General features: G+C 38.0%; 15 protein-coding genes and 3 riboswitches. Of the genes, 5 read left to right on the top strand and 10 right to left on the bottom strand.

The genetic code is table 11. From position 1 onward, the window contains the following. Positions 1–55: 55 nt before the first annotated feature. The 5 genes from frlD to hprK all read right to left on the bottom strand — a co-directional run bounded on the left by frlD (position 56) and on the right by hprK (position 5,557). On the bottom strand, positions 56–841 hold the full coding sequence (gene frlD, locus ACN6MT_RS04505) for a fructoselysine 6-kinase (RefSeq protein WP_419954894.1): 786 nt from the start codon (positions 839–841) through the stop codon (positions 56–58). A gap of 67 nt (positions 842–908) precedes the next feature. After that, positions 909–1,922: an SIS domain-containing protein gene (locus ACN6MT_RS04500; RefSeq protein ID WP_419954893.1), complete on the bottom strand. Its 1,014-nt coding sequence runs from the start codon at positions 1,920–1,922 to the stop codon at positions 909–911. A gap of 85 nt (positions 1,923–2,007) precedes the next feature. Then, a complete protein-coding gene (locus ACN6MT_RS04495; RefSeq protein WP_419954892.1) occupies positions 2,008–3,345 on the bottom strand; it encodes an amino acid permease in 1,338 nt (445 codons plus the stop codon). Between the two features lie 293 nt (positions 3,346–3,638). Next, complete coding sequence (tenA, locus tag ACN6MT_RS04490; protein ID WP_419954891.1) at positions 3,639–4,325, bottom strand: thiaminase II; 687 nt, start codon at positions 4,323–4,325, stop codon at positions 3,639–3,641. 113 nt (positions 4,326–4,438) lie between these two features. Then, positions 4,439–4,542: riboswitch (TPP riboswitch) on the bottom strand. 79 nt (positions 4,543–4,621) lie between these two features. Continuing rightward, positions 4,622–5,557, bottom strand: coding sequence for an HPr(Ser) kinase/phosphatase (hprK, locus tag ACN6MT_RS04485; protein ID WP_063253987.1), 936 nt, complete (start codon positions 5,555–5,557; stop codon positions 4,622–4,624). A 132-nt stretch (positions 5,558–5,689) separates the two neighbouring features. Next, positions 5,690–5,768: riboswitch (ZMP/ZTP riboswitch) on the top strand. Positions 5,769–5,814: 46 nt separating this feature from the next. Between hprK and ACN6MT_RS04480 the strand changes: the two genes are divergently transcribed. Continuing rightward, a complete protein-coding gene (locus ACN6MT_RS04480; RefSeq protein ID WP_419954890.1) occupies positions 5,815–7,014 on the top strand; it encodes a phosphoglycerate dehydrogenase in 1,200 nt (399 codons plus the stop codon). 370 nt (positions 7,015–7,384) lie between these two features. Here ACN6MT_RS04480 and ACN6MT_RS04475 read toward each other — a convergent pair whose 3' ends face one another. The 3 genes from ACN6MT_RS04475 to ACN6MT_RS04465 all read right to left on the bottom strand — a co-directional run bounded on the left by ACN6MT_RS04475 (position 7,385) and on the right by ACN6MT_RS04465 (position 9,769). Continuing rightward, complete coding sequence (locus tag ACN6MT_RS04475) at positions 7,385–8,119, bottom strand: amino acid ABC transporter ATP-binding protein (RefSeq protein WP_419954889.1); 735 nt, start codon at positions 8,117–8,119, stop codon at positions 7,385–7,387. Positions 8,120–8,139: 20 nt separating this feature from the next. Continuing rightward, on the bottom strand, positions 8,140–8,871 hold the full coding sequence (locus ACN6MT_RS04470; protein WP_419954888.1) for an amino acid ABC transporter permease: 732 nt from the start codon (positions 8,869–8,871) through the stop codon (positions 8,140–8,142). Between the two features lie 61 nt (positions 8,872–8,932). Next, positions 8,933–9,769 (bottom strand): transporter substrate-binding domain-containing protein, encoded by an 837-nt coding sequence (locus ACN6MT_RS04465; protein WP_419954887.1) that lies wholly within the window; start codon positions 9,767–9,769, stop codon positions 8,933–8,935. A gap of 103 nt (positions 9,770–9,872) precedes the next feature. Further along, positions 9,873–10,054: riboswitch (Lysine riboswitch) on the bottom strand. A 183-nt stretch (positions 10,055–10,237) separates the two neighbouring features. Between ACN6MT_RS04465 and ACN6MT_RS04460 the strand changes: the two genes are divergently transcribed. The 3 genes from ACN6MT_RS04460 (at position 10,238) to ACN6MT_RS04450 (ending at position 11,828) form a co-directional block, all read left to right on the top strand. Beyond that, positions 10,238–10,642, top strand: a complete 405-nt coding sequence (locus tag ACN6MT_RS04460) for a CidA/LrgA family protein (RefSeq protein WP_419954886.1) — start codon at positions 10,238–10,240, stop codon at positions 10,640–10,642. Continuing rightward, positions 10,612–11,304 carry an LrgB family protein gene (locus ACN6MT_RS04455; protein WP_419954885.1) on the top strand — a complete coding sequence of 231 codons (693 nt, stop codon included), beginning with the start codon at positions 10,612–10,614 and terminating at the stop codon, positions 11,302–11,304. The genes ACN6MT_RS04460 and ACN6MT_RS04455 overlap by 31 nt, the downstream gene beginning before the upstream one ends. A 134-nt stretch (positions 11,305–11,438) precedes the next feature. Continuing rightward, on the top strand, positions 11,439–11,828 hold the full coding sequence (locus tag ACN6MT_RS04450; protein WP_419954884.1) for a DUF1259 domain-containing protein: 390 nt from the start codon (positions 11,439–11,441) through the stop codon (positions 11,826–11,828). A 52-nt stretch (positions 11,829–11,880) separates the two neighbouring features. Here ACN6MT_RS04450 and ACN6MT_RS04445 read toward each other — a convergent pair whose 3' ends face one another. Next, positions 11,881–12,591 (bottom strand): DUF421 domain-containing protein, encoded by a 711-nt coding sequence (locus tag ACN6MT_RS04445; RefSeq protein ID WP_419954883.1) that lies wholly within the window; start codon positions 12,589–12,591, stop codon positions 11,881–11,883. 40 nt (positions 12,592–12,631) lie between these two features. Beyond that, on the bottom strand, positions 12,632–13,543 hold the full coding sequence (locus ACN6MT_RS04440; protein WP_419954882.1) for a MerR family transcriptional regulator: 912 nt from the start codon (positions 13,541–13,543) through the stop codon (positions 12,632–12,634). A 242-nt stretch (positions 13,544–13,785) separates the two neighbouring features. On the opposite strand from ACN6MT_RS04440, the gene ACN6MT_RS04435 reads away from it, so the two are divergent. Then, positions 13,786–14,853: an ABC transporter permease gene (locus ACN6MT_RS04435; protein WP_419954881.1), complete on the top strand. Its 1,068-nt coding sequence runs from the start codon at positions 13,786–13,788 to the stop codon at positions 14,851–14,853. The last annotated feature ends 1 nt before the right edge of the window (position 14,854 follow it).

The raw sequence follows: 14,854 nt of genomic DNA, 5'->3' as shown, positions 1-14,854 counted from the left end.
CTTATCCGTCATTTGACAATTATACTAATCATTATACATTGATTGACTACAACAGTCACCAAGCACCAAAGTATTGAATCGTCTTCGCTGCCGTTTCGGCTCCCAACTCTAAACATTTGGCAGTAGAAAAACCCTTCAATTTTCCATAAATAAACCCAGATATAAAAGAATCTCCCGCTCCCATTGTATCTACCACATCTACTTCTACTACACCGCTTTTATAGAATTGTTCACCATCATAAGCAAGTGATCCATTCTCACCTAAAGTCGCTATAGTAATTTTTGAGCCATTATTCTTTACATCCTTTAAAAATTGGCGAATAAAAGGATCATCCTGCGTATAGGAAAAGAATGAATAATCCACGTACTGTGGCAGGGTTTTGACAAGTCTATGATCTAATTGGTTAGAAAAATCAAAGGATGTCTGTAATCCCATTTCTTTAAAATGAGAATAATACTCTTCTACATGCCCCCAAACACCAGCATGTACTAGTTGATGATGTTTTCCAATAAAGTCAAGTTCGTTCTGTGTTAAGATGAAGTCGGCCATCACACCTTCATCATAATCTCCAAAAACACGATCATTATTGACCAGTTCGACAAAGGTAACAGCCGTTTTTCCGTTCTTCTTTGATAGATGAGAAATATCAACACCCTTTTTTGAAATCTCATTTTGCATTAATTCACCATAAGTATCGCTGCCAACCCAGCCAATATAAGAGGAATCAGCACCTAATTCTGTTAAATAAACGGCTACATTGACAGGGTTCCCTCCAGGATAGGCCTTCCCGCTTGTTTGGTAGACATCCATACAATTATCTCCGACTGTTGCAATCCTCATCTTTATTCCCTTCTTTCTTAAACATTAAGGAACGAGCACTACTAAGTAAGTAGTGCTCACAGGCATTTTAATACTCCATTTGTCGGTAATATCTTCTTAGCGTTAAGGGATGATTTCTTTCCCGCTCAAGATATACGCTGATTCGACTTAAGACAGACCAATTGATACTGACAGCAAAGTGTTTTCTAAACTCTTCACTAATCCCTTCCATCTTAAAATCCTTTGTATCAATTACAGTGAGCTGGTTTGTAATCTTTTCAGCGAATCTTTCCACACGGTCCATTAGTGGTCGTGTTTCATCTTCACCCTTTAGTAAAATAACACTCGTATCTTCGACCACCAATTCCAGTGTACCGTGGAAAAATTCTGCTGCATGTATCGACCTCGCATGAATCCATTGCATCTCTTCTAAAATACACATAGCATAGGAATATGTATTCCCCCATAAATTGCCGGAGCCAACCATCATGTGATAGTCCGTGTCCTTGTGCTTAATTGCAAATTCCTCAGCGGTTTTATCAAAAGCTTTCACAGCATTTAAAATGGCCTGCGGTAATAATGCCACCTCTTTTGTAAACTGCTCATATTGCGGGAACTCGTTATTGTTATACATGAAACGGAATACGAACATATACAGAAGCATGAAGAACGTATCAAAAGAATGTGTTTCAGATCCAGTTGTGATACAGTGGTCCACAATTTGAGTTAACGGCGTGTTCGGCTCCGCTACTAATGCAATGGTAGTTGCACCTGCTGCCTTACAAAACTCTGCTGCTTCAACTGTTTCTTTCGTTGTTCCCGATACAGATGTAAAGATACAAACGGAATCCTTGCTAAAATGCCTATTATTCATCACCATGAATTCAGCAGCAATTTCCGCATGAACATCAATAGTAGAATTCGATTTTAATATATATTCATAAGGATACATCATCGCTATTGTTCCGCCAGCACCAATCAGGAAAATATTGCTGTAGCCCTTTTTGCATATTCCATCAACAATATCTTCGATTTGCCCGCGGAAAGCAAGGCCTTCTTTTTCTACAAGTCTTAGAAATAATTCTTCATCATATTTTAACATCAACATTTTCCTCCTTAACTATATAACTACTTTATAATTTTATAAATTTAGTAAAAAACGAACTAACTTCCTAGTTTCACTTGTATTATGCAACTAGATTGCTTTTGTTTTTCGAGCCATATTTCTTTTCCCAATAGTAATAAACAGGGAGACCTGTTGCAATGACAATCAGTGCAGCAATCATCCCTTCTATTGGGGCCCAAGTGAAAGTTCCCCAAGCAAGCCATGCTGCACCAAGGATAGCTAAAATCGTGGTCAATCGCCAAACCGGCATACGATAAACGGGCTTATAATCCTCACGTTTACGGCATTTATAAACTGCAGCAAAATCCATAATATTAATGAGCAATTGAATGAGCGTAAAATATCCCAGTAATGCTGTTAAATTACTAAACATCACAAGAATACAGGCATATGCAACCTGAACAATAATAGAAAAACTTGGTGTTTCATATTTCGGATGAACCTTCGCAAAACGTTGAAAGAATAGACCATCCTTTGCCATTGCATATTCCAGACGAGGCTGGAACATAATGCACGAGCTCAACGATCCCAATATGACAATAATTGCTGTAACAGCAACAAATGAGGAGGCAACATCAGAGAGTCCCGGGATATACTTGACAGCGTCAGATACCGCAGCACTAGAATTAATTAATTTTTCAAAAGGCATTAAACCTATAATACAAACAGCAAGCAATGTATATAACGCCAAGACTATTAAAACTGAGCTAATAAGAGCTCGCGGCAGGACCTTTCCTGGATTTTTGAATTCCCCAGCCATAAAACAAATTGCCGCCATTCCCGTATACGCCCAAGTAGTAGCAGAAACACCACCTATTAAACTTGTTTTCACTTCACCGGACGCCGGTACATAGGAAAAGTTCCCAGGGTTTAAATACATAAGCCCCAATCCGATGACAATTAGGAATGGAATGATTTTCACGGCCGTAATAATGACTTGGAACTTGCCGCCTTCTTTTACACTTCGATAATGAATGGAAGTAATGATGAGAATGATTGCAATCGCAAGTAATTTTCCAGCCATACCATTGAAAAATGGTAAAAAGGATGCTACATAGGAAACAATCGCCAATGCCATAATGGCAATCGATGGTGGATCTAATGCCCAGAACGTGGCCCAACCATATAGAAAGCCCAAAGGTCTCCAACCTGCTTTATTTAGGTACACATAGCCGCTTCCGTTTTGAGGATATGCTGTCGCTAATTCCGCGAGCACCATGACCTGTGGAATAGCAATGATTCCGCCAATAATCCATGCAAGAATAGAAATAGCGGGTGTACCAGCAGCTTTTGCCACATCACCAGAAGATACAAAAATTCCCGAACCAACAGTCGTTCCAACCGCAATGGCAAGAGCTGCCCAAAATCCAAGTTTTCGCGTAAGAGTCACATTACTCATAAAGAGTTCCTCCAAGTCAGATGGTAAGATTCCTAATTCCTTTATTTTCTTAAAAGATTTTTTCTTGCATTCCTGTCAGTTTAATTTGATTAACCCTCCTTTTTGAAAACGCTTTTTTATTTGTTATGTCTTGTATTATAATCAGATATTATAAAAATTACAATAACCAATTTATTAAATATCTTTAAAAATTTTATTCATCACAAAAAAGACGCCTCCTTTAGAAGCGTCTTTTACCTATTAAACAAATTTTTATTGGAAGGAGGTAGTAGTTACCTCTTTTATTTTCTAATTTAGCCTTTCACAGCCTCCATTTTCACAGGCCATTCTTCAAGTTTATAAGCCATATCCCAAAACATATATTCAAGCTGACAGCTAATTAAGAAATGTTCCTTCATCTTTTCCTTTTCTCTCTCTGGTGCATTTTTTGCCCATTCATCTAGGCGGGCACAAAATTTAATCGTAATTGAATCCGTTATACTGCCATAAAAACGAATCCAATCATAAAAAGGATGAGAGCGATCGGGATCCACTTCCGTTAATAATTTCTTCCCAATCTCCCAGTATGTCCACGGACATGGCAATAACACAGCTAAAATTTCCCCTAATGTTCCTTCGTGTGCAACTGTAAGCATATGACGTATATATTGATGTGCTGATGGGGATAACGGATATCCATGTAATACCTCATAGGGAACACCAGCTACCTGACAAAAGTTATGATGTGGATGAATTTCACTGTTTAATATAAATGAAATCTGCTTATTAAACATTTCCATATCTTCACGATTCTCACACTTGGAAACCGCGATTCCATAGATTCGTATAAAGGAATTCAAATATTCAAAGTCCTGTTTAACATAATGAATTAATTGTTCGCTTTTTAAATCCCCCTTTGCAATCCCTTGGACGAACGGATGTTCAAAAATCGCATTAAAAATCGGATTTGCTTCTTTTCTCAATTCTGCTGAAAAACTCATCAAATTTCTCTCCCTTATTATTTATTAGAAGACACTAGAAGGGAGCGGCTGCATTTATAAACACGAAAAAGCCGCTCCAAAAATGGAGCGGCAGAATAGTTATGATAAATATTCATACACAGACTCCACTTTCCTACGCTAGTATGAACTAGATCAGGTTCAAAGGGTCCAAGATAACTCTTGTCTCAGCCATAAAATGGCTCCCCTAGTGGTCTTCCTATTAACTTAGTATTCAGTCTATATTCACTTTCTACTTAAGTCAAACTATTTTTACCGTTAAAAGACAAATCCAATAGTTAATCCCTGCCAGAATTCTTTATATCAGCCTCAACCCGGCTCATGAATTCTTCGACTGCGCTGTATCCTTGCTGCTTTAAGTACCAATTATTTGCAGCAGCCTCTATTAAACCAGCCACATCACGTCCAGGCTGCAGTTGGATTTCCATGCAAGGAATTTTAACACCCATATAGTCGGTATAATGATACTCCTGTTCTAAATCATTATATAAAGCGTCCTTTTCCCACTTCGTTAAGTGAATATCAAGGGATATCCGTGTTTCATCCTGGAAAGCCTTACGACCATATAAACGGACGACATTAAGCAGTCCTATACTACGCAGAGCCAAAAACTCTTTTGATTTTCCATCATGGGTACCCAAAATAGTTTGCGTACTCAGTTTCTTTAGGACCACGATATCATCCGATACCAGCCGGTGGCCACGGCGAATTAATGTGTGGGCCGTCTCACTTTTTCCGACCCCCGAATTACCGCGAAGTAAGATACCGATGCCTGATACATTCATACAAACTCCGTGAACAGATATCTCTGGTGCTAATTCCTTCACCAAGAACGCATCCAATTTAGGGATAAACTCTGAAGTTGTCTCAGGCTGTTTTGTCACTAACAAGGGAATACCCTGTTCTGTACAATGGTGAATTAGATAAGTAAGTCCTTCTTCACCAGCCGTTACGATAAAACATGGCGGATGGTAGTGAACAATATTGCCAATCCGAATTTTACGTTCCTCTCTGCTCAACTTATGTAAGTAGGTAATTTCCTTTTTCCCTAAAATTTGTACTTGTTCCGTCGGAAAAAAGTCAAAGTGGCCCACAAATTCCAAACCCGGACGATGCACCCGGGGCTGTGTAATGACCTTCTGCAGATGGTTTTCCCCAGCCAGTACTTTTAAAGAAAACCTTTGAACCAAGCTTTCTATTGTTACCTTTTTCAACCTATACTCACGTCCTATTAGCCTTTTATTCTAAAATTATACTTGAGTTCACTGGAAACGTCATCCATTTTAAAAATGACCTCATAAAGAGTAGAAATCTACAGACAATTATGATAATATAAAATAAATAAAAAGACCATGTGTAACTGGCGAAACGCGGATAACCGCGAGGGAGCATATGGTGTCGCAGCCGTTCGCCTGGGCAGAGGTAGGGGATTATATCCCTTACCTCTTTCTGTATTAATAGGAGGGATATTATGAGCACTATCACTTTAGAAAAGGTAAAAACAATCAAAACACTTAATAATATTGCAGAAAGTGGACTAAAGGTATTCACTAAAGGCAATTTTCAGATTGACAACGGCAGCGAAGATCCCGATGCCATCCTTGTTCGCAGCTTTAATATGCACTCATTAGAAATCGGCAATAATTTAAAAGCAATTGCAAGAGCTGGTGCAGGTGTAAATAATATTCCGGTAGAAAAATGCACAGAGCAAGGAATCGTTGTGTTTAATACCCCTGGTGCAAATGCCAATGCCGTAAAAGAAATGGTTCTAACCTCTTTAATCTCTTCATCACGCAATCTTTTTGACGGTATTGCTTGGGCAAAGGCATTGGAAGCTGAAGGCGACCAAATTCCGAAGCTAGTAGAGGCTGGAAAAAAACAGTTTGTCGGAAAAGAAATTAAAGGAAAAACGTTAGGAGTCATTGGTTTAGGAGCAATTGGTGCGCTTGTAGCGAATGACGCGCTCGATTTAGATATGGATGTAATCGGGTTTGACCCGTTTATCTCCGTCGATACAGCTTGGAATTTGTCACGCAATGTACAGCGGGCCATAACAATTGAACAGCTGTTCTCAGAATCTGATTACATCACTGTACACGTACCGTATACCGAGGATACAAAGGAAATGTTTAACGAAGCAACCTTCAGCATTATGAAGCCGGGTGTTCATATTTTAAACTTCTCACGTGGTGAGCTTGTAAATGAAACCCACATGGCGGCTGCTCTCGAGAGCGGAAAAGTTGGCAAATATATTACAGACTTCCCGAATGAAAAGGTTCTGAAAATGAAAAATACAGTTCCGATTCCCCACCTAGGTGCCTCTTCACAAGAATCTGAGGAGAATTGTGCGATTATGGCTGCCCGTCAGGTGAAGGAATTTTTAGAAACAGGAAACATCAAAAACTCAGTAAATTTCCCAAATGCGTCCCTTCCATATACAGGAAAGCAGCGAGTATTGGCATTCCATCAAAATGTTCCAAATATGGTCGGACAGATTACATCCGCTATTTCTAGTTATCAATTAAACATTGCGGATATGGTTAACAGAAGCCGAGGGAACTATGCATATACCATGATTGACATCGATAATAAGGTAAATGGTGATGTTATTCCGGCATTAGAGGAGAAAATCAAACTAATCTCTGGCATGGTAACTGCTCGTATTATTTAAATATATAAAGCCATAAAAATGGAGCCAGTTTCAATACTGGCTCCATTCTTGTGCATGTATATTTGAATGATAGATCCATAAGTGGAAATGGGCCTCATGGACGCTTTATGAAGCCCAATCAGTAAATTCATTAATGGAAATGGGTCTCATGAATGCACCATGAGACCCAAAAATCTGATTCAAAACTAAAAAATGTCCTCATAGACGTTTCATGAAGACCAATTAGTAGATCCATTATTAGAAATGAGCCTCATGAATGTATCATGAGGCCCAAATATCAGATTCAAAACCAAGAAATGTCCTCATGAACGGTTAATGAACCCGCGCTTATCTCATCCAGAGTTTCACTTATTAGAAAATATAATGGTGATTATTTTAATGTACGTTTCAGGAATTCTCTTGTACGCTCTTGTGTTGGGTTATTGAAAATTTGTTCTGGACTTCCTTCTTCCGCAATAACTCCCTTGTCCATAAATACCACACGATCAGAAACTTCTCTTGCAAATTCCATTTCATGCGTTACGATTAACATCGTAAGACCAGATTCTGCAAGTTCCTTCATAACTTTTAGAACCTCTCCTACCATTTCTGGGTCAAGTGCAGATGTTGGTTCATCAAATAACATGACATCAGGTTCCATGGAAAGTGCTCTAGCAATGGCCACACGCTGCTTTTGCCCGCCGGATAGCTGCTTTGGCTTTGCGTTAATATATTTGTCCATTCCAACAACCTTCAAGTACTTCATCGCTACTTTTTCGGCTTCTTCCTTAGAGCGCTTTAATACTTTTATTTGTCCTACCACACAGTTGTTAAGAACATTATGATTGTTAAATAAATTAAATTGTTGGAACACCATCCCTAAATGCTTCCGGTAGTCTGCTACATCATGCTTTTCGTCTAATATATTTTCACCGTGATAAATAATTTGTCCGCCGCTTGGTTTTTCTAAAAGATTAATACAACGAAGAAGGGTTGATTTACCAGAACCCGAAGAACCGATAATGGTGACTACTTCTCCCTTACTCACCGAAAAGTCAATGTCTTTTAAAACTTCATGTGTTCCAAAGGATTTGTTTAAATGTTGAATGTCAATGATCTTTTCCATATTCACTCCTCCTTCCTCATTTATTTTTGTAGAGTATCGTTACTAATCATCGTATAGTTGTCAGCACCATCTAATTTCTTTTCAATATATAACAATATTCTTGTTACAATAAAGGTCATCACAAAATAAATCATACATGCTACGAAAAAGGATTCAAAATATCTAAAGTTATTTCCTGAAATCGATTTTGTCACGAAATATAATTCTGTAACGGAAATCACATTCAGAACCGATGTATCTTTAATATTAATAACAAATTGGTTTCCTGTTGCAGGCAGAATATTGCGAATCACCTGGGGTAATACCACATTCCACATTGTTTGGACATGAGTCATGCCGATCGCATGTGCTGCCTCGAACTGTCCCTTATCAATCGAAACAATTCCACCACGGACAATTTCCGCCATATAGGCTCCTGTATTGATGGATACAACAATAATAGCTGCAGCAAAAACATTCATATCGATACCAAATGCTAGCGCAGAACCATAATAGATTACCATTGCTTGTACAATCATTGGTGTTCCACGGAAGAATTCAATATAGATAGATAGAATTGCGTTAATTACGTTTAAAAGTAATTTTTTTGCCCCTCGTTCAGGCATTGGTATTGTTCTTATTACCCCTGCTAATAATCCAATTACTGCTCCAATAACCGTTCCTATAAGAGCAATCATAAGTGTTAAACCAGCGCCACGAAGGAACATAGGCCAGTTTTCTGAAATTATTTTAATGACCCACTCAAGACTCATCTTTTATCCTCCTTTACTGTATAAAACCGACTGTATGATTAATACAGCCGGTTTCTCACTATTACTGTGCTGCTGGTTGATTTTTAATAGCATTATCCATAATGCTTGTGCGTTCTTCTTCTGAGATACCTTTTAAAATTTCATTGATTTTATCTGTAGACTTGCTTCCTTTTTTAACACCAACAGCGATTGCTGTATCATCTGGTGATGTTTTAAATCCATCCTCAAATTCAACCATTACATAGTTATCATTAGCAGCTGAAGCACTAACACCTTCAGGACGCTCTGAAACGTATCCGTCAATTATCCCTGATTCAAGAGCCACCCTCATTGCTGGGAAGTTATCCATTGCTGTTTTCTTTTCTACACCTTTAATTTGGTCAATCACTGAATAATGGAATGTATTTAATTGAGCTGTAACCTTTGCTCCTTTGAAATCTTGAATGGACGTAGCACCTTCATACTTGCTTCCTTTTTTCACAACCATTACTAGGTTGGATGTATAATAATTATCCGAGAAGTCAATTGATTCTTTACGTTCTGCAGTCGGTGACATACCAGCGATGATGGCGTCAATTTTGCCGGATGTTAAAGCTGGTACCAGGCCATCCCACTCTGTTTTGACAATCACTAATTCTTTTCCTAAGCCTTCAGCGACTTTTTTGGCGATTTCTACGTCGTAACCACCAGCATATTCTGAAGAACCAGCGATTTTAACGCCACCATTGGAATCATCGTTTTGAGTCCAGTTAAAAGGAGCATATCCCGCTTCAAGACCAACCTTAAATGTATTATCTTCAGATGATCCAGAATCAGAACTGTTACTTGTCCCACAACCTGCTAATAGAAGAATAGTTGAAACCAATAAAACTATGAATAATGAAAACTTGTTTTTCATAATGTCTCTCCTCCTGTTTTTCCTCTAAATTACGACAAAAAACGACCTGAGGTATACTCAGGTCGCACTATACATAGTTGCCCTTAAGTCCTCTCTTTATCCCAAATGAGATAGCACAACTCAATAAACTGGGGAGTTTATTGAGACAGTCCTGCAGCTCTTAACTACAGACCCAGCATGTAATAACGAGAATATTACAAACTTCGGCGACATTTCCTTCTCCTTAGCATCACGGCTTCTCAAGCTCCACTAAAGACTGTTAAATATCGCGCCTCTACCTCACTGTATAAAAAGTGAGGTCTTATTAAATTATTTTTATATAATACAGTATAAAACCAATATCCGTCAATGGAAACATATAGAAAGCACCTGTGCAATCAATGGGTGTATAATGAAAAAAGTTCTTTAATAGTAGACTTTATAGAAAGAAGGTAAGTTGCAGTCTCTCATTTGAGGGACCCGGAGCATATGAAATTCCTAATCATTGTTTTGCAAATTGGTATATTATATATTTTTTCCTTCATTGGAAAGGCGATTCAAAACCTTTTTCACCTGATGATTCCAGGTAGTATTATCGCACTAATATTACTTTTCGTTTGTTTGTGTTTGAAAATTATCCCGGTAAAATTTATTGAGCAGGGTGCAGGTTTTCTATTAAGTATATTAACTTTGTTTTTTATTCCGGCTACTGTTGGTATCATGAATTACCCTTCCTTGCTTTCGGTTCAAGGTGCAATGCTCTTTATAGTCATTCTATTAAGCACCATAATTACCATCGCAATAGCAGGAAGGGCAAGCCAATTCTTTGAAAAGAAAGCGAAAAATAGAGAGGATGAACAGGAATGCAACAAGCACTATTCCCAATCTGGATGATTTTATTGACTGTCCTTGCCTTCTTCGCAATGACCCGATTATACAACCGTTTCTCATATTCATTTTTCATTCCGGTTTTAACCGCTACCGTCCTGATTGTCATCATCCTCGTAGTGCTTGATATTCCTTATAAAAGCTATATGATTGGAGGACATTGGATTAACTCTCTTTTGGAACCGGCCGTTGTGGCACTTGCTTATCCTTTGTATAAACAACGTCACTTTTTAATGACTCATTTGTTTCCGATATTGGGCGGGGTTTTGATCGGAGCTATCACTGGGATGATGAGTGTCAGCATCTTAGCTAAGATATTTGGAATGTCCCACCCGTTAGTTCTTTCCATTATCCCTAAATCCATTACAACGCCTGTTGCAATTGAAGTGGCTAGAGGATTGGGAGGAAACGCCTCAATAGCTGTAATCAGCGTAATGATTGCCGGCATATTTGGCGTCATGGCAGCGCCCATGATCTTTAAATTCACACAGGTGCATAGCCCCATTGGGAGAGGAATTGGGCTTGGAAGTGCCTCACATGCCATAGGAACTTCAAAAGCTGCTGAATATGGCGAACTTGCCTTTTCTATGAGTTCTGTAACCATGACCTTATGCGCAATTATTGGCTCCTTTTTAGGACCGTTCGTTGTGTGGCTATTTCAAATTTGATTGGTTTATATTTTTAGCACTTTTAGGGGTGGTTCCCTCTTACTAAACGATAAAAAAATCCCCATACCATACAAGTTACTAAATTTTTGCCAAAGCATAAATTAGATAAATTGTAATAAAGGGGATTTTTTTTTATGAATAATGTCCATACACTTTGCCAGCAATTTGGCCAAATCCTAAACAAAAAACCAAAAGTTAAAAATGGCGTTTGCTCGGTAGAAATTGAGCGTAATCTAGATGTTACCATTCAAGGTCGTCCAAGTCGAAGTGAACTTCACGCAGAAGTATCATTTGAGTCCTTGGATTACGAAGGTAACGCGCTTAACCTTGGGGAAACAGTCGTACTCGAGGAGGAAATTCCGGGATTTATAAATATACTAGTTAGAAATGGTATATTCATTAGTGCCATTCATAATCATTGGCTTTACACAAAACCAAACATTCTTTATATTCACTTTCAATCTGTTGAACCGCCATTAAACTTTGCACGGAAAGTTGCAGAGGCGTTTAAAGTATTAAGATGATGTGAAAAGCTCCCAACATTTTGGGGGCTTTTCTACCGTGTAAGCCAATGAATTATTCAGTATCAATGGGGGAATGGATATGATCTTTAAACGTATCAACATACATATTCCCATTGGCAGCCATTACTGCATAAACAACCTCTTGTTTTGTTAAATTACGCTTTTTTAGCTCCGATTCTAGCCATGAATACGATAGATTATTTTGTTCTAGATTTTCTTTTATTATTTCTCCATCCATAATAAGTTCAATAGGCAGTCTCTGCTCTTGCGTTACGGCTATCATTAAGTCCTGTCTAGTTACATTTCTAAATTGCGGCTTTTTTAATACCGTTAACATCCCATTCGTCTCAACGATTGCAAAGAGTACCTCTTCGATGTTAAAAACATCTTTTTCCCTTAGTTGTTGATTTAAATAATCCAGTGTATAACGCATTTTATTCATGTTACCTTCTAATACTTTTCCATTCTGAATTACAATTGTAGGATCTCCAGCTAGAAATTTTCTCCCTTTTCTGTTTTTTAATGAGATAATTGCCATTAAAAAAATAATTGCTACATATATCGTAAAAGCAATAATCGTATGATGCACCTTAACAGAAGTATTAAAGGCTAAATTTGCTGAAATGGCGCCTAACGAAATGGATGCCACAAAATCAAACATGGTCATTTGTGATATCGTTTGTTTACCTAATATCCTTGCTCCAATTAGTAATAAACTGAAAGAAGTAATGGACCTTAATATTACTTCGATATGTTCAGGCATTTTCTCACCCCGAATTTATCCATTTATTACTATCATAGCCTTAGTTATTACTATTTAAAATGTCTTCAACGGAATTGGTTACACGAATGGCCCGTGGTTTATAATCGGAGAGATAGGCAGCTGCCCCTTGACCGCCAAGGTAGAAGGCCACGTCCATTTGCTTTTCAGCAAATTGATCTAATCTCTGCAGCAGTTGAGGATCCGTTTCAAATGGTATAGAAGTTGTAACGGACAACAAAACCACATCTGGCTTTAATTTACATACCAAGGATTCTATCGCTCCTGGAGCAGGGGAAGGCCCCATCAACTGGGTTTTCCATCCTTTCATCATGAAACGTAATAAGATTAAGTGCAGCGGTACTTCATGATGTTCATATGGCAGACATGCCCCCAGAACGAATGGGGCTTGTTCCCGATATTGATAATTCCGTCGAATTTGGACTAAGAAATCTCTTACCACCAAGCTCGATACAGATTCCTGATATTCATCCCACTCGTGATTCTCCCACTTTTTCCCTACCTCTTTTAAAAAGGGAATAACAATATCGGTTAAAAAGCGCTCTAACCCTAGATGATGATAGGCTTGTTTTAAGATAAAATTTAATTCTATTTCATCACAGTGCATGCCTTTTTCAAGAAGCTGAAAGACATATTCATTCCACTGCTCATAGTTAGGGGATTTTTCTTTTTGTAGCAGAATTTCAGGCTCTTCCCTAACCTCTTTTACTAGTAATGCAGCTTGTTTAAGTGAGTGGCCTTGTTCTGAGAGTAATTTCATTTTTAAAAGCGTTTTAACATCCTGTTGACTATATATTCTATAACCATTATCCATTCTCTTTGGCTGAATAATCCCATAACGTTCTTCCCATTTTCGAATCACTTGTTTCGATAAGCCGGTTATATCTGCAACTTGATGAATGGCAAATAATCCATTTTCATCGGATTGAAACATTTAATTCATCCCCTTACTACCTTCTCCACAACCTCATAGACATCATTAGTATAACGAATACCTGTAGTTGGTACAATGTTATCAGTATAAACGTTGTACAAATAACATTATGTTTGATTAAAACCATCAATATTTGCATAATGTTTATTATATAACATTATACAAACAATCAACAAATCAGGTTAAATGCATTAATAATCAAGTAAACATTTAATATCTTACATTCGAAAGGGAGTGACATAGTGTTTTTAGCATGGCAGGAAATTAAAAAAAATAAACTTCGTTTCACCTTAATTACAGGAATTTTAATGCTTGTTTCTTATCTAGTGTTCTTTCTCTCTGGGCTTGCAACTGGTCTCGCCAATTTGAATAGAGAAGCGGTTGACAAATGGAATGCAACCGCTATTATCCTTACCGAGGAGTCAGATAAAAGCTTGTATCAATCATTCATGTCAATCGATCAACTAAACGACATTAAAGCAGATGAAACAGCTGTCATCGGTCAGTTAAACGTGATTGCCAGCAATGGGGACTCCAAGCAAAACATCTCTCTCTTTGGTATTAACAGAGAAGAGTTTCTAATGCCTGATGTGACAGAAGGAAGGGATTTTAAGAAAGCAAATGAGGTTATTGCGGACGATTCACTTAAAGAAGAGGGATTCAAACTAGGTGATGAATTATCCTTGTCCTCCAGTGACCAGCTTTTAACGATTGTCGGTTTTACCGGCCAAGCTCGATTTAACGCTGCACCTGTACTATATACTAACCTAGCAACCTTTCACCAAGTTAAATTTGGTGACGCAGCAAAACAGAATAAAGATCAAATCAATGGAATTGTTGTTCAAAATGATTCTCTCTCAAATCTCACTCAAAATGATGAACTAACCTCCATTGAAATTGAAAAATTTATTCAAAATTTACCCGGTTATACCGAACAGAAACTTACTCTAAATTTCATGATTTATTTCCTCTTTGGAATTTCATCCATCATTGTAGCTATTTTCTTGTATGTATTGACTGTGCAGAAGATCAGCATGTTCGGCGTGATGAAGGCCCAAGGTATTTCCAGTTATTATTTATCTTGGTCTGTTGTGGCACAAACCTTTATTTTAGCGTGCATTGGGACAGTGTTAGGATTCGCCTTCGCACTTGTTTCAGGAGCTTTTTTACCAGCAGCTGTTCCTGTTTCCTTTGATGTGACCGTGATGGTGCTTTATGGATTCATACTAATGGCTGTTGCAACTGCTGGTGCCTTTTTCTCAGTCCTGACAATTGTTCGAATTGATCCACTGAAAGCGATAGGAGGATAAA

Origin of the sequence: Neobacillus niacini (assembly GCF_048572935.1) — a bacterium.
GTDB lineage: Bacteria > Bacillota > Bacilli > Bacillales > Cytobacillaceae > Neobacillus > Neobacillus niacini.
The sequence above is the reverse complement of the archived record's forward strand: the minus strand, read 5'-3'. Positions and strand labels throughout refer to the sequence as shown.

Bases quoted from the DNA above. Each gene is read 5' to 3' on its own strand.
- frlD (WP_419954894.1), bottom strand. From the start codon at position 841: ATGAGGATTGCAACAGTCGGAGATAATTGTATGGATGTCTACCAAACA.
- ACN6MT_RS04500 (WP_419954893.1), bottom strand. From the start codon at position 1,922: ATGTTAAAATATGATGAAGAATTATTTCTAAGACTTGTAGAAAAAGAA.
- ACN6MT_RS04495 (WP_419954892.1), bottom strand. From the start codon at position 3,345: ATGAGTAATGTGACTCTTACGCGAAAACTTGGATTTTGGGCAGCTCTT.
- tenA (WP_419954891.1), bottom strand. From the start codon at position 4,325: ATGAGTTTTTCAGCAGAATTGAGAAAAGAAGCAAATCCGATTTTTAAT.
- ACN6MT_RS04480 (WP_419954890.1), top strand. From the start codon at position 5,815: ATGAGCACTATCACTTTAGAAAAGGTAAAAACAATCAAAACACTTAAT.
- ACN6MT_RS04475 (WP_419954889.1), bottom strand. From the start codon at position 8,119: ATGGAAAAGATCATTGACATTCAACATTTAAACAAATCCTTTGGAACA.
- ACN6MT_RS04470 (WP_419954888.1), bottom strand. From the start codon at position 8,871: ATGAGTCTTGAGTGGGTCATTAAAATAATTTCAGAAAACTGGCCTATG.
- ACN6MT_RS04465 (WP_419954887.1), bottom strand. From the start codon at position 9,769: ATGAAAAACAAGTTTTCATTATTCATAGTTTTATTGGTTTCAACTATT.
- ACN6MT_RS04460 (WP_419954886.1), top strand. From the start codon at position 10,238: ATGAAATTCCTAATCATTGTTTTGCAAATTGGTATATTATATATTTTT.
- ACN6MT_RS04455 (WP_419954885.1), top strand. From the start codon at position 10,612: ATGCAACAAGCACTATTCCCAATCTGGATGATTTTATTGACTGTCCTT.
- ACN6MT_RS04450 (WP_419954884.1), top strand. From the start codon at position 11,439: ATGAATAATGTCCATACACTTTGCCAGCAATTTGGCCAAATCCTAAAC.
- ACN6MT_RS04445 (WP_419954883.1), bottom strand. From the start codon at position 12,591: ATGCCTGAACATATCGAAGTAATATTAAGGTCCATTACTTCTTTCAGT.
- ACN6MT_RS04440 (WP_419954882.1), bottom strand. From the start codon at position 13,543: ATGTTTCAATCCGATGAAAATGGATTATTTGCCATTCATCAAGTTGCA.